This is a genomic window from Mucilaginibacter gotjawali (assembly GCF_002355435.1).
Taxonomy (GTDB): domain Bacteria; phylum Bacteroidota; class Bacteroidia; order Sphingobacteriales; family Sphingobacteriaceae; genus Mucilaginibacter; species Mucilaginibacter gotjawali.
Genome location: NZ_AP017313.1, coordinates 4979703 through 4998907, shown reverse-complemented (window position 1 = coordinate 4998907; position 19205 = coordinate 4979703). Strand labels below are relative to the sequence as shown.

Genomic DNA, 19205 nt, shown 5'->3' with positions numbered 1-19205 from the left:
ACCTAAATTTACGCATTTTCAAATCTTCAAATTAACTAATTTTCAAATTCACCAACTCAATAATCTCCTTTTCCAATTCCATAGCTTGTTTTTCAATCTCATTACCTTCAGCAATAATCTCATCCGTAAATGCCTTATCCTTATACCCCGAAGCATTGATCTTCACATTCATAAAGGCACCGATCACCGCGCTGCGGGCGCAAAGGGCTGCCACCCCCGCATCACTGATGGAGTTGGGGTTACCAGTTTCGGCCATAGCTTTGATGACGGTCATGCTGCCACAGGCGGCTTTCATCACTTTAAAGGGTATTTCAATGGCATATTTGGTGGCGTCCTGTATGGCTTTATCCCTTGCCGCTTTTTCTTCGGGTGTTGATTTGGACAGGCCGAAGGCTTCCATTATCTTGTTGAACGCGGCAGTATCCAGGTCGACCAGCTCTAACAATTCATCTTTATATTGCTGCCCTTTTTCGGCCCAATCGCTGAATTCTTTCCAACGGTCGTCCCAGCCCTTTTTGTGGGAGGATAGGTTGGCTACCATTGTGCCCAAAGCTGCTCCCAGAGCGCCCAGGTAGGCGGCAATTGAACCACCGCCAGGGGCAGGGCTTTCGCTGGCCGTTTCGTCGGCAAAATCGATCAAACTCATGGATGCGAGTTTGCTGGATCCCTTATCTTTCAGCAAATATTCAATAATGCGTTCGTCCGGGTTGAAAGGCGCCAGTTCCGAAAGTCCCATTGAAAGGATTGCTATCCTGATCAACTCCTTTTCACTCACCCCAACCGAACGCTGCTGCTTTAATAAGAAATATTTACCTGCATCCAGCATGGATTTGAGTGGTACTAGGCCCACCAACTCGCTGCCGGTAACACGCATGCCACGCTCTGCTGCTTTTTTGCAGACCTCGTCAAAGGCAATATGTAAGGGGGTTACTTCAATATTGGTGAGGTTCATGGAGATTTGTGCCACACCATATTCCTCGATGAACCAGCCGATGGCTTTTACTGATTTTAACGAACCGGGGATTGATTTTGGTTTACCGTTCTCATCAGTAATGATCTTTCCGTTGATCGGGTCGCCTTCACGCAAAACCCGACCAGCCTCCCGCACGTCAAAGGCAATGGAATTTGCCCTGCGGGTGCTGGTAGTATTTAAGTTGACATTATAAGCGATCAGGAAATCCCTTGCGCCGATAACCGTTGCGCCGCGTTTGGCGTCATACTCCACCGGGCCGAAATCAGGCTTCCATTGCGGCAATTTGATCTTCTTGAAAAAGCCTTCATATTCCCCCGCACGGATCACCGAAAGGTTGTTCCTGCTTTTATCTTCCTGCGCATGCTCATACAAATAAACCGGAATGAATAACTCTTCGCCCACGCGTTTGGCCAGGCGTTTGGCATATGCTGCCGTTTCCTGCATGGTGATATTCGCTATCGGTATCAGCGGACAGACATCCGTAGCGCCCATGCGGGGGTGTTCGCCTTTATGCTTACTCATATCAATCAGTTCGCCGGCTTTTTTAATAGCTAAAAACGCCGCTTCGATCACCTTTTCCGGTTCGCCCACAAAAGTTACCACCGTACGGTTGGTGGCTTTGCCCGGATCGACATTCAACAATCGTACACCTTCAACAGATTCAACTTCGTTGGTGATCTGCTTAATAATATCAAGGTTTACACCTTCGCTGAAATTGGGGACACATTCGATTAGTTGCATGGTAGAGAGATTATGTTTTTAGTCCGAAAGTCCGGGAAGACCGGAAGTCCGAAAGAAAAAGTTCAATTATTTGTTTTAAGTTTATTTCTAATATAAATGGCTTTAGCTTTCGCCTTTTACCCCTGCCTGTCGGCAGGCAGGTTTCTGCTTTCACCTTAAAATTGGTTTCAGTTTCCCCTGGTTATATAATATATCCCTGTAATCATTGGTCGGATACATATGAAAATCAGCAGGGGTACCTGTTGCCAGTGTTCCGCGGTTGGTGAGCCTTAAGGCCTGTGCTGCGCGGAAGGTTAGCCCGGCAAATACTTCGGCGGCGCTTAGTTTTTCGGCTGCACCCAATACGGCAGCCTGCATCAGCAAATCGCCCATCGGGGCCGATCCGGGGTTCCAGTCGCTGGCAATGGCAAGGCATGCACCCGCGTTCAGTAACTTCCGGGCAGGAGCATATTGCATCCCTAATCCTAATGAGGCTCCGGGTAAGGCCACTGCTACTGTATCTGATTTTGCTAATAATTTGATGTCCCGGTCCTTGGTGGCTTCCTGGTGATCTGCAGAAACAGCACCAACTTCAACAGCCAGCTCGCTGCCGCCGGTAGTAAACTGGTCGGCATGAACGGTTACGGCAAAGCCCATTTCTTTTGCTTTTTGAAGGAAGTTCATAGCGGTTTCCGGCTTAAATGCACCATCCTCCACAAAAATATCCACCCGGGTAGCCAGGTTTTCTTTTTTGACGATAGGGAGCAGGTTTTTTAAAACGTCATCCAAATACTCTGCTCGCGTTCCTTCAAAGTCTTTTGGAAGCATGTGCGCTGCCAGGCAGGTGGGTACTAAGGTTGCTTTTGTTTTATACGATGCCTCTTTTATCGCCCTTAATTGTTTCAGCTCCTGTTCAACAGATAAACCGTACCCGCTCTTTACTTCAATTATGCTGACACCTTCGGATAGATGCCTGTCCGCACGTTTCACCAATAGTTCAACCAGGGTTGCCTCACTTGCCGCACGGGTAGCAGTTACCGTATCCCAAATGCCGCCACCAGCTTTAGCAATATCGGTATAGCTTTTACCGGATGAACGCAGGGCATAGTCATTGGCCCGGCTGCCGGCAAAACAAATATGCGTATGGCAGTCAATAAAGCCCGGCAGTAACACCCTGTCGCCGGTAATTTCGGTGATCTGTGCCGATGGATGGTCCTTGCGCAGCCTTTCCAGTGTGCCGATGGTGATGATCCGGTCGTTATTACTCAAAACCCATGCATTTTTAATGATCTGCAGCTGGCTGTCCTTCAATGCGCCTTTTAGCGGCAGGCCGGTTAATGGCAATATTTGGGTGAATGGGCCTGTTATTTTTTTCATGTTTTGGAACTTTGTCTGAACTAGGATTTCTAAGATTAAAAGATTTTAGGATTATGAAAATTCAAACCCCAAAGATCATAGTTATGACAATTATACGCTATGTATTTTTATTTCTTCTTTACTTTCGGACTTTTCCGACATTGCGGACTTTCGGACTCAATACCTACCATACTTTCAAATCAAACTTCTCCGCCCATTCTTTGGCTTTATCATAGCCGGCATCGGTATGCCGGAAGATGCCCATTGCCGGGTCATTATATAAAACTCTTTTAAGGCAGGTGGCTGCGCGATCAGTTCCATCGGCTAATACCACCATCCCGGCATGCTGTGAATAGCCCATGCCGACGCCGCCGCCATGATGGAAGGATACCCATGTAGCTCCGCCTGCCGTGTTCGACATCAGGTTCAGTAACGGCCAGTCTGATACCGCATCAGAGCCATCCATCATGGATTCCGTCTCCCGGTTAGGGGATGCTACGGAACCGCAGTCCAGGTGATCGCGTCCTATTACTATGGGGCCTTTTACTTTGCCTGTTTTTACCAGGTCGTTAAATATTAAGCCTGCTTTTTCGCGTTCGCCCATGCCCAACCAGCAGATGCGCGCGGGCAGGCCCTGGAAAGAGATCTTTTGCTGCGCTTTTTCGAGCCAGTTAATCAGGGGTTTGTTTTCAGGAAAAGCTTCCATCAATGCGTTGTCAGTAGCAAAAATATCTTCAGGATCGCCGGATAAGGCGACCCATCTGAACGGCCCTTTGCCCTCGCAAAATAAGGGACGGATATAGGCGGGGGTAAACCCGGGGAAGTTAAACGCATTCGGCTCACCGCCCTGGCGGGCAAATTCGCGCAGGTTGTTGCCGTAATCAAAAGTTACGGCGCCGCGTTTTTGCAGTTCGAGCATAAAGCCAACATGCCTTGCCATACTGGCAAGGGATAATCTTTTATATTCAGCCGGGTCGGTTTTCCTGAGCACCGATGCCAATGTCATCGAAAGTCCGTTAGGGATATAACCGTTCAGCGGATCATGTGCCGAAGTTTGATCGGTCAGCATATCGGGGACGATATTGGCATGCAATAATTTTTCCAGCATATCGCCGGCATCGCTTACCAGACCCACCGACAACGTTTCGCCCTTTTCCATTGCTTCCTGCACCCAGGCAATAGCTTCCTCGTACGAGTGGGTCATCCTGTCGATGTACTGCGAATCCAAACGTTTTTGGATGCGGGTTTCATCCACATCGGCCCCTAAAAATACACCGCCCGCCATAGTGGCTGCCAGTGGCTGAGCGCCGCCCATGCCGCCCAAACCAGCGCTGACGATCAATTTGCCGGTAAGGTCGCCATTAAAATGCTGTACGCCGCATTCTACAAAAGTCTCATAAGTGCCCTGCAATATGCCCTGCGAGCCGATATAGATCCAGCTGCCGGCCGTCATCTGCCCATACATCATCAGGCCTTTGGCGCGGAGTTCGTTAAAGTGATCCCAGGTTGCCCAGGCAGGAACTAAATTGCTGTTAGCGATGAGTACACGCGGTGCCTCGGGGTGACTGCGGATAATGCCTACCGGTTTGCCGGATTGTACCAATAGCGAGTGATATTCATCCAGCTCCAGCAAAAGCTCAATAATTTTACGGAGCGATTCCGGGTTACGGGCCGCCTGGCCGATGCCGCCATAAACCACCAGTTCGTCCGGGTTTTCGGCCACCTGGCCATCAAGGTTATTCAGCAGCATCCGCAAAGGTGCTTCAGTCTGCCAGCTTTTGGCATGCAGTTCCATACCACGCGGGGCTTTATACACCGGGTGGTTGGCGTAGGTTTTAATAAATTCCGAAGTCGTCATCGTTTAAAATTATTTGGTTAGCTGTTGCTGTATTGTTTACTGTCGTGAGCAGTTCGCCATTGGTAATTAACTGGTGAAGCTGGTTGATGTCATCTGCAAAAATGCGGTCATCATCAATAAAAGGCACTTTGCTGCGTACCAGTTGGTGGCAGGCCTCAATTACCGGGGTTGATTTGAGCGGCCGCCTGAAATCCATGGCCTGCGAAGCATAAAGGAGTTCGATAGCCTGGATATATTCTAAATTATCAATTACCTGGTGCAGCTTACGTCCGCTGATAGAACCCATCGAAACATGGTCCTCCTGACCCAGGGATGTCGGCACACTATCAGCACTTGCCGGGAAACAGAGCGTTTTATTTTCTGTAACCAAAGCTGCCGTAGTGTATTGCGGGATCATAAGACCCGAATGCAGGCCGGCATTATGGGTCAATAGTTTTGGTAAGCCGTAACGTCCTTCGCTCATCAGGTAGCAACGGCGGTCGGCAATATTGCCCAGTTCTGCTGCCGCGATAGTGGCATAATCTAAAGGTATCGCCATGGGCTGCCCGTGGAAGTTGCCACCGCTGATGGTATCCTCGGCATTAAAAATAATAGGGTTATCAGTTACCGAATTGAGTTCGATCTCTGTCATTTCTTTTAAATGCAGCCAGGCATTGCGCGACGCGCCATGCACTTGCGGCATACAGCGAAGCGAGTAGGGATCCTGCACACGGTCGCAGTTTACATGCGAATTGCAGATCTCCGAATCTTTTAACAAGGTATGAAGGCGTTTGGCGACAAATTTATTGCCTTTGTATGGGCGTAACTGATGCAACCGGGCATCAAAAGGACGAGCCGAACCCATCAAACCTTCTAACGACATAGCGCCTATGATATCTGCGGCATTCAATGCATCGTTTAGCCGTTGTACAGCCTTTACAGCAAATGCCAGGATAAACTGCGTGCCGTTGATCAGCGCCAGGCCTTCTTTTGGGCCCAGTACCAGTGGTTTAAGGCCGTGAGCGCTTAAAATGCCCGAAGTAGCCAGGCGGTTTCCGCCGGCAAAAACTTCGCCCAGGCCTATTAAGGGCAAAAACAGGTGCGCTAAGGGGGCAAGATCGCCGGAAGCGCCAACCGAACCTTTTTCAGGAACTACGGGGATAATATCATTGTCGATATGCCAGATGATGCGCTCCAGTGTTTCAGGCGCAATGCCAGAATAGCCTTGTGCCAGTGCATGCACTTTGGTAATAAGCATCAGTTTGGCTATCTCCGCAGGGATGGGTTTACCCACGCCAACACTATGGCTTTTGAGCAGGTTGCTTTGCAATAAAGAAGTATCGGCTTCCGATATCCGGGTATCACACAAAGGCCCGAAACCCGTATTGATACCATAAACCGGGTGATGGGCGTGTACAATCTTTTCCACTTCGCGCCACGATGCACGCACCCTGTCAGCCGTATGGCCATTGATCAAGCCTTTTGTTTTGCCGGAGGCTATATCAATGCAAATACCCGCCGTTAAATGGTCCGCACCGTAGTTAAATACTTTACTCATTAGCTGCAGGTTTAAGTTCAACGGATAGTTTACTGCCAATTTTTTCGGCTAAGCTGTTTTGTTTAAATACTTTTTCCATAGCGTCAACAGCGGGCAGCAGGTTGTCAGATGTGGGGTTATCTGTTATCAATTCGTCCATCGCCAATAGTATCGCATCCCAAACAGGCATAATCTGCTGTAACAGATCCCTTCCTTTATCAGTAAGTGTAATCAATTGCCTCCGCCCATCATCGGCACAGGTGGCGCTGGTTACCAGGTTTTTGTTTTTTAAATTGGTGATGAGCTGGCTGGCAGCCGGGTGCGAAACCTCGGTTTGTTCGCTTAACTCCTTGATAGACAAAGCGTCGTTCTTCGACAATAAATAAAATACCGGGAACCAGCTGGCATCAAAATCAATGCCCTCATTTTGGTAAGCACGGTTAATTTCTGATAAAAAACTCTCGCTTAACCGCCGTAAGCGGCTGCCCATTACAAGGTATCCCAGGCTTTGGTATAAATTCATGGTGCAATTTATATAAGTGCTTATATAAATGCAAGCCTGATCACGGATTTTTACGGATTATTTTGATTTCACTGATTATTGACCGCAGATTTAGCTGATTAATTTGATTTTCACAGATTTTTGATCACAGATTTTTAACTGATTAGTTTGATTTTACAGATTTTTGGTGTGTGACTTGGGTTTATCTATTCAAATAAAGTTCTTTTATTAAATTGATATGGTGTTGTTCGTGACCGGCAATATGATAGGCCAGTGCTCTTACTGTTGCGCCATTGAAACTGCCGGTTCCTTTACCCATCCTGGTTAGTGAATCTTCGGGAAAGCCATTGAACAAGGCAATGGTTGATCTTCTGACGGCTTCATATTCTTCAAAAATATTATCCAGATCACGTTCATTAGCTTTTGAAAGTGCGGCGTATTGATCCTGGTCAAACCCGATCAGATTTTGTTGTTCGCCCCGGGCAAAACGAAGTGCGCGGTAAGCAAAGATCCTTTCATCATCCACAATATGCACCAACACTTCTTTAATGCTCCATTTACCCGCTGCGTAGCGATGGTACAGCGTTTCTTCCGGAAGGCTATAGATCAATTGCTTTACGGCAATAAAATTATCATGCATGTGCTTTAATACCTGTCCGTCATCAGGCAATAGGTTGATGTACATAATAGCATAAGGCGGGTATTCGCCTTCCAATGGTTTTGGTATTATTCGCATAACATGCTTTTTTATTTCACGGAGTTTGCTGCAAAGGTTTAGTTCACAAATTCGTAAATCGTAATTCTAAACTGCGAAGCATTCTTGAACGCCTTGAAAAAATAAACAATTGTAAAAAATTCGTAAATCGTAATTCTAAAATCGTAAATCAAAGGCTGCCTTTACTGTGCTGCTTTCCCCATTTAATCATTTCATCAACAACAGGGGTAAGGGTATAACTATAGGTAGTGAGTTTGTATTCAACTGACACCGGGTGTCCGTCTGTAACAATGCGGATGATGAGCTTACTTGCTTCCAGGTCCTTTAGCTCTTTGGAGAGTACCCGGGTGGTTATTTGCGGGATATTACGCTGTATATCCCTGAACCTGCTTTTACCCGCATACATCGACATTAATATCGGCAGCTTCCATTTGCCGTTTATGGCCTGCAGGGTATTTTGTACATGGGCTATCCGGTTCAGGATGTCATTACTTTTTTCTTTCATTAAAAGTACTTGTTAAGCTACTGGTATCAAATGTATATCTTTTGATGTAAACTGCAAATTAAATTTTGCGTAAATAATTATAAGTCAGGCGGATAAAATCCTTAAAATTTATTGACGATATTTTTTTTATGCCTATTTTTATGCAAACAAACCTAAAATCCATCCAATGGAAACCTTAACCCCCACACCTCAACATGCGGAGCTTACCCTGAAAGTATCCAGCATCAAACCATTTGAAAATATCGCGCTTGCATTTTCGGGCGGCGGCTTCCGTGCCGCCTCATTTGGCATGGGCGTCATATCCTATCTATACAAAGTTAAATTTAATGGCGATGACGACCCGCTTAAAGGCAACGTGCTTTTAAACCAGGTAACTTATATGTCGTCGGCATCCGGCGGGACTATTCCCACCACCTTATACTCACTGTATAACGCGCAGGGTAAATCATTTAAGGATTTTTATGTAAAGCTGTTTGAATGCCTTTCCGGCGATTTTCTGCTGCAAAACGCGCTCGAAATTCTTTCAGATCAAAAACGCTGGCGCAACCGGCCCGATAAAAGCCGCAACATTATCAATGCTTTTTCAATGGCTTATGATGAGTATATTTTTGAAGGAGCAACGCTGCATTCTCTTTTTTATAATAACGAAGCCGGCCACCTGCAGGAAGTTTGCTTTAATACCACTGAATTTTATACCGGCCTCTCTTTCAGGCAGGACCGTAAAATGGTGCTTGACTCTGCTAACGACCCTTATTTCAAATTCGGGAACGAAAATATATTCCTTAGCCAGCTGGTTGCCGGAAAATACAAAATAGGGGATGTGCTTGCCGCTTCTTCCTGTTTCCCGGCAGGTTTTGAGCCTATTGTATTCCCTGAGGATTTTACGCATGAAGGTTTAACCGAAGATGAACTGAAAGGTGGTCTCACGATGATCCCTCAAACCGGCGATAAGCAGGAATCGACTTTTATAGCCGAAAAAAATGTCGGTTTTATGGATGGCGGCATCACCGATAACCAGGGCCTGCAAAGCATGATGTATGCCGACGGCCGCAGGCAAAGGCACGAAACGACTTTTAAACCTTTCGACCTGATGCTGGTGAATGACGTAGGCAGCTATTTTATCAAGCCATATGTTAATCCGCCGCAACCCGAACATACCGGCATCAGTCTTGGTGGTATAAACTGGATCGCCACCCTATTCTTTTTGGTTGCCGCAGGCTGTATCGGGTTTGGGTTTTACTGCCATTTGGTTTGGATGGGGATGCTGGGCGGAATTTTAATTGTGTTGCCTGCTTTGTTTTTATGGGCAGTGTCCTCATTAAAAAGTAAGATCCTCGGCACGTCATCGCCCTTGCTAAAATCATTTACCGAAAAGATCATCAGGTTACTCATCCATTATTTTACTAAAACACCGCTGGTGGTATTGAAACAAATGATGCAGGCCCGGGTTGAATCGGTGCTGCTGCTGAATATGAGTGTTTTTTTAAAACGGATAAGGCAACTGCTTTATAATACTTTTTACGGATCGCCGCAGTGGAAAAACCGTGGCAAGGGCAACCACATTTATGATCTTGCTTTTTCAAGCGACCTGTACCGCAAGAAGAACCCGCCACCTGCACCGTATTTAAACCCCAGCCGCGACATCCAGATTGTGGCCCAAACCGCTTTTAATATGGGCACAACGCTATGGTTTGACGAAAGCAATATGCACCAGCAGCATAGCATGGCCTGTATTATTGCCTGCGGGCAGTTGACCACCTGTTATAATTTGCTTACTTATATCGAAAGGCTTTTTACCACCCCCTCGGCTTATGATGCAGTATACCTGGGCCGCTTAAACAGCCTTAAGGCGCAATTGACTGCAGATTATGAGCATTTTAAAACCGATCCTTTTTTTATGTATAACCAGTACGGCCTGGACTACCAGATCAAAAAATTTAAGCCATTAAGTGTGAAGGATATTCCTTTTCCTGAAAATTGGTAGGGGAATTATGGTAAACTTCCGAAGTTTTAAAAACTTCGGAAGTTTTTGCCGTTTGCTTATGCTTCGCCCCTTATCCTGAATATCATTCCATCCATATCTTCACTGATCCTTATCTGGCAAGCCAGGCGGCTGTCGTGGCCTGTTTCAGGCAGCGTGTCCAGCATATCCAGTTCGGTATTTGTGGCATGGAAATATTTTTCAGGGCCTTCCAGCACCTGTACATGGCAGGTGGCGCAAAGGGCCATACCGGCGCAGGTGGCCAGTACATGATGGTCAGATGCTTTTAAAACTTCCATCAGGCTAAGGCTTATTTCTTCAGGTATTTCAACCGGCCGGCGGCTCCCGTCGCGGTCTTCTATGGTTATATTGATCATGTTGGTGAGGTTAAAGGTAAAAGGTGAAAGGCAAAAGGTGTGGTCGTTCAAACCTTTCACCTTTATCCTTTCGCCTTTAAACTTAAAAAGCAGTTACACCGTAAACGGTAGTATATTTAAAACTTAATTTCTGATCAGGGTAAACGTGTTTAAATGCACTTTGGGCCATCAGGGCAGCTTCGTGAAAACCACAAAGGATCAGTTTTAACTTGCCGGGATAGATATTGATATCGCCTATAGCATAAACGCCTTTTACATTGGTGCTGTAGTCAACCGTATCTACCATAATGGCCGATTTATCTACATTCAGTCCCCATTCAGCAATAGGGCCAAGTTTTGGGGTGAGGCCAAACAGCGGAATCAAATGATCTGCTTCAATTACCGTGGTCTCGTTATCCCTGCCAATCACTTCTACCTGCTGCAAATGCCCGTTGCCTTTGATGGCATTGATATGTGATTGAAGGATCAGGTTGATCTTCCCTTCGGTAGCCAGTTCAAAAACCTTTTCGGCAGAGTCTGGTGCGCCCCGGAAGGTATCGCCTCTATGGATCAGGGTTACTTCTTCGGCAATATCGGCCAAAAAAATGGTCCAGTCCAAAGCGGAATCACCACCGCCGGCCAGTACTACTTTGCGGCCGCGGTAAGCTTCGGGATTTTTAACCATGTACGCTACACCTTTGCCCTCAAATTGCTCCAATCCATCAATTACAGGTTTACGCGGTTCAAAACAGCCCAGGCCACCGGCTATTACCACCACCTTGCTGTGCACTTCGGTATCGTCGCTGGTGCGGGTAACAAAGGATCCGTCTTCCAGCTGAAAAAGTTCATTAACGCGTTCTGCTAAAGAAAATCCGGGGTGAAACGGCTGTATTTGTTCCATCAAACCATCAACCAGCTGTTGTGCATTGATAGTTGGGAAACCAGGAATATCGTAAATGGGTTTTTGAGGATATATTTCAGAAAGCTGCCCGCCAACCTGTGGCAATACATCTATCAGGTGGCAGCGCATTTTTAACAGGCCTGCTTCAAAAACAGCGAATAAACCTACAGGCCCTGCCCCTATAATGCAAATATCAGTAGTTACTAGTTCCATGTTTTAATTATTGATTGGTTGAATTATTGAATACGATCGCAGGTTCAAATATTCAATCAAATGCGTTTGAATTAATAACTAAAGGTCAATGTTATTATAACATAAAACTAATGATAAATAGTAATCAGCGATTACTTTAAGTTATAGTTGGTAAGGCAGAAACGCTTAAAAAGCTCAATAAGTTTGGTGTTTTTACCCTGGAGCTGGATAAACTGGAAGGTGCGGAATATATCGAGTCCTTTGATGTCAATGATGGTTAGCTCATTGTACTTTAACTCGCTTACAACGGATTGTATAGAAAGAAAGGTAGCTGTTTCGGAGTACAGCAGGTATTGTTTAATGGCGATACTGCTTTCCAGCTGGATCTCTATCTGCAGGTCTTTGGGGTTGATGCCGATATGGGCAAGGGCATTAAATATCACATCCAGCGTACCGGAACCGGCTTCACGCAATACCAATGGGATGTTGAGCAATTGTTTCGGTGTTATCTCGGCCTTTTTTGAAAGCTGGTTATTAGCCTTTGTTACCAGTACGATCTCGTCTTTCGCGAAAGGCGCATAGGCGATCTGGGGGTAATGGGCTGCCCCTTCAACAATGGCAATATCAATTTTTTCGGCCAGCACCTGCTGGGTGATCACATCGGTATTGGCCTGGGTGAACGTAAAGTGAACGGCAGGGTATGTTTTTTTAAACAGGGCGAGCAGCTTGGGTAAAATGGTTTGGGCAACAGTTGTACTTGCACCAATGTGCAGCGTGCCGGCTTCCATATTATTCAGCTGTGCCAGCTCGGTTTCCAGTTCGGTATAGGTTTGAAAGATCTTTTCGGCGTATTGGGTCAAAATTTTGCCTGCAGTGGTTAAAACAATGCTGTTGCCATTGCGCATAAATAGCTGCACGTTCAGTTGATGTTCCAGTTCTTTAATATGCTTGGTAACCGCCGGTTGAGTAATAAACAATTCTGCCGCGGCTTTGGTAAAGCTCAGCCTTTGTGCAACCGTGTAAAATACTTTCAGGCGGAAATCGAAGATCATTAGCGGAGACGCAAAATATTGCGTTTCTACAAATGTAAGGGGAAAAGCTGAAAGCAGAAAGGCGAAAGCCAAAAGGTAGAAATGAAAGCAACAACTAAGCCAATCAAGTTTTATGCTTTAACCTTTCACCTCTTCTTCGCGGTAGCAACAATTACAATTCCGCCTATTAACAATATTCCGCCCAGGTAGGGTGGCCAGTTTACTGTTTTCTCTTTGTCGGCACTGATTTGAATAGGACCGGCATCAACAATTTTTTCCTTTTTGGTGTAGCTAAAACCTGTCCAAATGATCATAACTGCCCCGATGATAATTAATGCGATCCCGATGGTCCTGTTCATTATAAATAATTTTATTACAGAATAAATAAAAACAGAATTTGTTTTGAAAGGCATCGAAAAAAAGCCGCCACGGGAAAATCCCGCGACGGCCAATCAAACTAACTATTAACCAAACTTGTGCTATTTAGCATCTTGCTGCCACAGCCCGGTTACTTTGCTTACTTCCTGGTAATTGTTTAAATTAACATGGTGTGCAAGCATAAATATGCCGGCTTCACCCAAAATAGTAACCACTTTAAACTGTCGTGTCTCGTCATTGTAAGTACTTAACGTTGGCAGGGTAGCTGCAGGGTCTGTCTGAATAAAGAAATAATGTAAAGTTACCTGGCCCACTGCCGGTACAAATTCATAGTTATAGGTAAATCCAAATGAGGAGTCGAACTGGTAAGGTAAAGGCTCCCATTGGTTTGGATTGTTTACCGGGCTTGGTGTAAAGTATACCAATACCATTCCGTTATTCAAAACGTCAGCATTGATCTTACTATTCGGACGAACATAGTACCGGGTGAAATACTCGGTATAGCTGCCGGGGCTTGTTTCATAAACATACTGCGAGTTCCAAAGCCAATCGCTGCCCTTTAAGGTAAATACATCCGAAAATACATTTGCATTTTTTCCTGCCGGTCCGGTTGGTCCCGGGTTTCCCGGAGGACCTGCCGGGCCCTTTAGCGTAACCGGGATACCCCAGCCTGATGCGGTTTTAGGGCCATACAGGAAAGCTGTTACTCTATCAAGGTAATAGTCGCCAATAGCGCCGGTTGTAGCAGCCGGTGCTACGCCTCCGGCATAAATTTTACTTCCGGCAGCGCCTTTCGGCCCTGTATTGCCCGGAGCGCCGGTGTTGCCTTTTAACGATAAACCACTACCCCAGCCCGAAGCCGTTTTGGGCCCGTATATGGTGCCGTTAAGCAGGTCGAGATAGTAAGCGCCAACCGTGCCATAGCTTGCAGCAGGTACGGTTGTGCCTCCATAAAGTACATACCCGGCCGCCGAGGTCAGCATCGTGATGATAGATGGCGAATTTGTAGCTGCCATGTCCTGCGGGATAACTTTAGTGTCTTTGTGGCAAGAGGAAAAAATTATTGCTGCGGAAATTATTGTATAAAAGTTGAATATAAGCCGTTTCATAATGTCATTTTTATTGGTGAATAAATGTAATATGGAATATATTCTGTTATTTCTGTTCCCGGATGTCCTGTTGCCATAAGCCCGTTATCCTGCTCACCTCCTGGTAATTATTAAAATTGACATGATTTGCGACGGCCGATTTAAATGCCTTGCCGGTTATCGTTACTATTTTAAACTTGCGTGTTTCATCATTGTAGGTACTTAACGTGGGCAGGGTAGAATTAGGGTCTGTCTGGATGAAGAAATAATGGAGCGTTACTTGTCCCACTGCTGTAACATACACATAGTTATCCGTGTATCCGAATGAGGAATCGAACTGGTAAGGCAGCGGCGCCCATTGGTAAGGATTATTTACGGGGCTTGGCGTAAAATAAACCACAACCAATCCCGTGTCAAGTACTCCGGCAGTAACTGAGCTGTTATGACGAACGTAATACCTTGTAAAATATTCGGTATAACTGCCGGGGGATGTTTCATAAACATACTGCGAATTCCAAAGCCAGTCGCTGCCTTTAACAGTAAAAGTATCAACCTTTACATTGGTGGCTCCTCCCGGAGGGCCTTGAGGGCCAACCGGGCCTTTCGGGCCAGTCGGGCCGGTAAGGCTCACTGGTACGGGCCAGCCTGCAGCGATTTTAGGACCGTAAAGCAGGAAATTTTGTGTGTCGAGATAGTAGTCGCCAATTACACCAGTAGATGCCGGAGGCATACCTGTGCCGCTATAGATCTGGCTTCCCGCTGTCCCTGGTGCGCCGGTGGCCCCGGTAGAGCCTGTTGGCCCTTTAAGGGAATATCCTCTTCCCCAGGATACTGCTGTTTTGGGGCCGTAAACATACCCGTTTGTAACGTCGAGGAAGTAATCGCCAACCGCTCCTACAGCAAGCGTAGGAAGGATGTTGCCGATATAGAGGATGCTGCCTGAAACGGTAACCAGCTGGGTAATATAGGAGCTGTTGCCGATTTTGGCAGTATTTGCGGGATTAACACTGCTATTTTTATTGCATGAGGCAATAATGGTAGCAGCAAATGGAAAGATTAAAAGGTAAAGTGTTAGCCGTTTCATGATTTTTTTGATTATTGGTTTTTAATTTTTTTTCTGACTCGTTATTTTAATAAGCTACGGGATCGGAGGTAGACCTATTGAATTTGGTTATGTTATTAATATTTAGTAATTTATATATGTCAAAAAGTGCCTGATAAGAATTGACCCGCAACGCCGTTGATCTTATTTATATAATTTTTTTGACCCGGAGCTGCTATTGTTATTTATAAGTTAAAAAAAGCCGGTACAGAGACCCCGTACCGGCAAACCAAACTAACTAACTAACTATATCTCTTACGTTTGATTAAGCGGTGGCCGGTTTATTTAAAATATGAATATTTATAAATAACCGGCATCTGCCGGGCCTCAATTATTTAATTGCTTTATCCTGTAAAGCTACAATGTGTATAAGTGGCTGTCAATCACTGTTTATAGTGATTTTTATATTAATTATTATACCTGAATTATTAGCTTATTAAATATTGATGTAAAGAAACGGCGGATTTATAAGTGGGGCAAGCGTAATACTACCTGAACATAGTGCGGGAATTACCCGATATTTTCGCGTATAAGCTTTTTTGGAAGCAATTATTGATGAATGAAATGCTTTAGGCGGGAATAAATTGATGGCATACGGGCACTTTTGATGGTATTACAGTCCCCTTATTACCGAAATTACAATTCTGTAGCCATCCGGATCTTCAAAGGTGATCCCGTTCTTTTCCCAATAGGGGTTTTGTGGTTTAACATGTTTTACATTATTGATGATAAACCTTTTTTTGATCTCAGCAAATTCGGCCAGGGATGCCGCATAAAAAACCAGGAGGTCGTCGTCATCGGGTTTGTGTTCGGGCTGTTTTTCCGACACGGTGAACTCCATATGCCAGCTTTCACCGGGTAAACCCATGAAAACGCCGTTATACTGGTGGTGGTCCTTAAAATCGCCCAGCACTTTCAGGCCCAAAATGCGGCCGTAAAAATCAATGATGCGGTTTAAGTCTGTAGTATGCCTGGCGATCCTGAATTTCATGTATATAATTATCAAAGCTAAACCATATCCTGATATGTAAAAGTGAAATCGGTTTTTTTTGTATCAGCCCTGCTAATTTAGTTAAACTGTTATTGCTGAACAATACCCCGCACCGCATATCTGAAGATATCGAAGCATATTTTGAAGCCTTTGTCGTTAAAAAGTATTGTCTACCTTTGCATAAGAATTTCGTTACAGGGTATAAAGAACCGGCATTTAAAGATGGATACAGGGAAGTATATTGAAAGCGGTGTTTTAGAAGAGTATTGCCTGGGTTTGCTAAGTGAAGAAGAAGAGGCGCACCTCATCCAGATGACAATGCTTTACCCGGATATTAAAGCAGAATTGACGGCTATAGAAAACGCCATGGAGAAACTGGCGAATTTAAATGCTATCGAGCCCAACCCTTCGGTTAAACAAAAAGTGCTTTTGGCACTTGGATTTGATGACCCCGGGATGCTGAATATGGATGATCTCCCGGTAATTCGTCATGCTTGCGACCCCGAACCCTGGATAAGTTTATTTTCTCACTTAATTCCTGATGAGCCGGTAGCAGATTTTGTTAGCCACCTGATAAGAGACGATGAGGACGTTCAGCAAATGCTCGTGATCAGCAAAGTAAATGTACCAGAAGAAGAACATGGCGATATGCTGGAAAGTTTTTTCATTTTGCAGGGTCGCTGCGAATGCACTATCGGCGAAGACTTTTATGCCTTAGGTCCCGGCGATTTTGTTGAGATCCCTTTGCATAAGAAGCACGATATAAAATTGGTAACATCCCATGTTACCGCTGTTTTGCAGTACCGGTTTATATAGAAAATTTAAAATGCCTTAACTCCTGCCGGATCTATTTTAAGGATATTGCCTTTGGCGTCAAAATTTAAGCTATCCAAACAAAGCTCCCTTAATACATAATCCTTTTTTTGTGGGTGGATGCGGTGGTACAGGATATAATATTGTTTGTTTACTTTAAAAACGGTGTGATGACCAGGGCCGTAAGTACTGCTGTCAGCCGCGGTGGAAAGAATAGGGTCATACACGCCTTCTGTCCACGGACCCGAAGGAGTCTTCCCGGTTGAATAGCGAACCTGGTAGCTGGCGTCGATCGCTTTTCCGTAAGAATACATCAGGTAATAGATGCCGTTGCGCTTTACCATGTGCGGCGCTTCGAAATAGTGGGGCGGGGTAATGTCCATTGGCGTGCCATCAAAGGTTACCATGTCTTTTTTTAGTTTTACCGCCATACAATGCCCGTTTATCCAATTGAAGCCAGAGCCCCAGTACAGGTAGGCCTGCCCGTCGTCATCAATAAAACAATCCGGGTCGATGTTATGTACTGCCGGATAATCTTTTGCAGTAACTAAAGGTGTATTATCAGGTTTTGCGTTGCGCCAGGGGCCCAGCGGGTGTTCACTTACGCCTGCCCAAACTTCGCTGCCAACCGCCACATACATGTAAAACAATCCATTGACTTTTCGGATGGATGGCGCCCATACCATTGATCCGTTCGACGTTGAACTGGTGCAGGCTTTTTTGGTAGGCCAGTTGATATGTTTTTGGGTGAAAGTTTTAAAATCTTTGGTTGCCAAAACACCTAACTCATCGCTGCCCCATGGATCGATGGTGGCGTAGATATACCAGGTGCCCTTATCCTTAATAATGGTCGGGTCGGCAAAATACCCCCTTGCAATGGGGTTTTTAATGAAATTTTGTTGGGCGGTGGTTTTTAAATGTATGCCTGATACCAATATGGTCAGCAATATAACTGACCATGACCTTTTATTTTTGAACTTAAAAATCTCGCGTAACATATGGTTATTTCAATAATAAAAATGTAAATATAACAGTTAATTTATAATGCCGTTTGACATTAAAAGGGGTACGGATTTTTTGTGCCGGAACATTATAAATTACTGCTTAAAACTTACCTTGGTAGATTGAAATAACATTTAATTTATTAAAAAGCCTATGAAGAACATGCTGAAAATCGCTACCGCCCAATTTGAGCACAAAAGCGGCGATAAAGAAGCTAACCTGGAAACCATCCGCCAGCTTGCTGCAAAAGCTGCCGGCGAAGGCGCAGAAGTTATTGCTTTTCATGAATGCTCAATTACCGGCTATTCATTTGCGCTTAATTTTTCGAAGCAGCAAATGCTGGATATGGCCGAGTTTATCCCGGATGGGCCATCGGTTAAAAGGTTAACCGACATTGCGGCGGCATATAACATCGTAGTTTTGGCAGGGCTTTTTGAGAAGGATGCCGATAATAAAATTTACAAGCCTTACGTTTGCGTGGATAAAAACGGGCTGGTAGCCAAATATCGTAAACTGCACCCCTTTATCAATGCACATATCACTCCCGGAAATGAATATGTAGTATTTGATCTTTGCGGATGGAAATGCGGAATATTAATCTGCTATGATAATAACGTTATTGAAAATGTAAGGGCTACGGCTTTACTTGGCGCCGAGATTATTTTTATGCCGCATGTTACCATGTGTACCCCATCAACCCGGCCGGGGGCCGGTTTTGTCGATCCCGAGTTATGGGAAAACAGGGTCGCCGACCCCACCTCGCTGCGCCAGGAGTTTGATGGCCCCAAGGGAAGGGAATGGCTGATGAAATGGCTGCCCGCACGGGCCTATGACAATGCTGTTTATGCAGTTTTTGCTAATGCGATAGGCATGGACGGCGAACAACTGAAAAACGGATGCTCAATGATCATCGACCCTTACGGCGATATCATTGCTGAATGCCGTAAACTGGATAATGATATCGCGATAGCAACACTAACACCTGATAAACTGGAACTGGCAGGTGGTTACCGCTACCGGAAAGCCAGGCGACCGGATTTATACAAAGATATTATAGGGAGAGACCACGTACCGGAACAAAAAGTGGTATGGCTTACTAAAAACAACTAAATACACAGACGCCAATAACAATGGCGTGAAACACAAATCATTTTTTCGCTCTTTGTAAAAAATTGGATAGAAAGCCGCTTTCCTGTTAAAATAATTGTCATAATTACATTTTAAA

Annotated in this window: 18 protein-coding genes; 3 read left to right on the top strand and 15 right to left on the bottom strand. The window is 45.2% G+C overall.

Annotation, left to right across the window (positions count from 1 at the left end):
- Positions 1-31: 31 nt before the first annotated feature.
- The 7 genes from ftcD to MgSA37_RS22025 form a co-directional block, all read right to left on the bottom strand.
- A complete protein-coding gene (gene ftcD / locus MgSA37_RS22055) occupies positions 32-1714 on the bottom strand; it encodes a glutamate formimidoyltransferase (RefSeq protein ID WP_096355072.1) in 1683 nt (560 codons plus the stop codon).
- A 150-nt stretch (positions 1715-1864) separates the two neighbouring features.
- A complete protein-coding gene (hutI, locus tag MgSA37_RS22050; RefSeq protein WP_096355070.1) occupies positions 1865-3070 on the bottom strand; it encodes an imidazolonepropionase in 1206 nt (401 codons plus the stop codon).
- 163 nt (positions 3071-3233) lie between these two features.
- Positions 3234-4907: a urocanate hydratase gene (gene hutU / locus MgSA37_RS22045; RefSeq protein ID WP_096355068.1), complete on the bottom strand. Its 1674-nt coding sequence runs from the start codon at positions 4905-4907 to the stop codon at positions 3234-3236.
- Positions 4885-6444 (bottom strand): histidine ammonia-lyase, encoded by a 1560-nt coding sequence (gene hutH / locus MgSA37_RS22040; RefSeq protein WP_096355066.1) that lies wholly within the window; start codon positions 6442-6444, stop codon positions 4885-4887. The genes hutU and hutH overlap by 23 nt, the downstream gene beginning before the upstream one ends.
- A complete protein-coding gene (locus tag MgSA37_RS22035) occupies positions 6437-6946 on the bottom strand; it encodes a MarR family winged helix-turn-helix transcriptional regulator (RefSeq protein ID WP_096355064.1) in 510 nt (169 codons plus the stop codon). Before MgSA37_RS22035 ends, hutH begins: the two co-directional genes overlap by 8 nt.
- A 181-nt stretch (positions 6947-7127) precedes the next feature.
- Entirely contained in the window at positions 7128-7661 is a 534-nt protein-coding gene (locus tag MgSA37_RS22030; RefSeq protein ID WP_096355062.1) for a DinB family protein, read from the bottom strand.
- A 148-nt stretch (positions 7662-7809) separates the two neighbouring features.
- A complete protein-coding gene (locus tag MgSA37_RS22025) occupies positions 7810-8145 on the bottom strand; it encodes a winged helix-turn-helix transcriptional regulator (protein ID WP_096355060.1) in 336 nt (111 codons plus the stop codon).
- A 166-nt stretch (positions 8146-8311) separates the two neighbouring features.
- Here MgSA37_RS22025 and MgSA37_RS22020 point away from each other — a divergent pair, with 166 nt between their 5' ends.
- Positions 8312-10129, top strand: coding sequence for a patatin-like phospholipase family protein (locus MgSA37_RS22020; protein WP_096355058.1), 1818 nt, complete (start codon positions 8312-8314; stop codon positions 10127-10129).
- 56 nt (positions 10130-10185) lie between these two features.
- Here the strand turns inward: MgSA37_RS22020 and MgSA37_RS22015 are convergent, their stop codons facing one another.
- From MgSA37_RS22015 to MgSA37_RS21985, 7 genes are all read right to left on the bottom strand, one after another.
- Complete coding sequence (locus MgSA37_RS22015; protein ID WP_096357669.1) at positions 10186-10503, bottom strand: 2Fe-2S iron-sulfur cluster-binding protein; 318 nt, start codon at positions 10501-10503, stop codon at positions 10186-10188.
- 82 nt (positions 10504-10585) lie between these two features.
- On the bottom strand, positions 10586-11596 hold the full coding sequence (locus tag MgSA37_RS22010; RefSeq protein WP_096355056.1) for an NAD(P)/FAD-dependent oxidoreductase: 1011 nt from the start codon (positions 11594-11596) through the stop codon (positions 10586-10588).
- A 131-nt stretch (positions 11597-11727) separates the two neighbouring features.
- Positions 11728-12627 carry a LysR substrate-binding domain-containing protein gene (locus MgSA37_RS22005; protein ID WP_221199406.1) on the bottom strand — a complete coding sequence of 300 codons (900 nt, stop codon included), beginning with the start codon at positions 12625-12627 and terminating at the stop codon, positions 11728-11730.
- Positions 12628-12752: 125 nt separating this feature from the next.
- Positions 12753-12965: a hypothetical protein gene (locus tag MgSA37_RS22000; protein ID WP_157750678.1), complete on the bottom strand. Its 213-nt coding sequence runs from the start codon at positions 12963-12965 to the stop codon at positions 12753-12755.
- Positions 12966-13085: 120 nt separating this feature from the next.
- Entirely contained in the window at positions 13086-14093 is a 1008-nt protein-coding gene (locus tag MgSA37_RS21995; protein WP_096355052.1) for a hypothetical protein, read from the bottom strand.
- A 46-nt stretch (positions 14094-14139) separates the two neighbouring features.
- Entirely contained in the window at positions 14140-15156 is a 1017-nt protein-coding gene (locus MgSA37_RS21990) for a hypothetical protein (protein ID WP_096355050.1), read from the bottom strand.
- Positions 15157-15787: 631 nt separating this feature from the next.
- The gene (locus MgSA37_RS21985) at positions 15788-16165 is read right to left on the bottom strand and encodes a VOC family protein (protein WP_096355048.1); all 378 of its coding nucleotides are present in this window, start codon (positions 16163-16165) and stop codon (positions 15788-15790) included.
- 222 nt (positions 16166-16387) lie between these two features.
- Between MgSA37_RS21985 and MgSA37_RS21980 the strand changes: the two genes are divergently transcribed.
- Positions 16388-16981 (top strand): cupin domain-containing protein, encoded by a 594-nt coding sequence (locus tag MgSA37_RS21980; RefSeq protein ID WP_096355046.1) that lies wholly within the window; start codon positions 16388-16390, stop codon positions 16979-16981.
- 5 nt (positions 16982-16986) lie between these two features.
- On the opposite strand, the gene MgSA37_RS21975 is transcribed toward MgSA37_RS21980, so the two are convergent.
- Positions 16987-17976 carry a family 43 glycosylhydrolase gene (locus MgSA37_RS21975; RefSeq protein WP_096355044.1) on the bottom strand — a complete coding sequence of 330 codons (990 nt, stop codon included), beginning with the start codon at positions 17974-17976 and terminating at the stop codon, positions 16987-16989.
- Positions 17977-18133: 157 nt separating this feature from the next.
- On the opposite strand from MgSA37_RS21975, the gene MgSA37_RS21970 reads away from it, so the two are divergent.
- A complete protein-coding gene (locus MgSA37_RS21970; protein ID WP_096355042.1) occupies positions 18134-19090 on the top strand; it encodes a nitrilase family protein in 957 nt (318 codons plus the stop codon).
- Positions 19091-19205 lie beyond the last annotated feature (115 nt).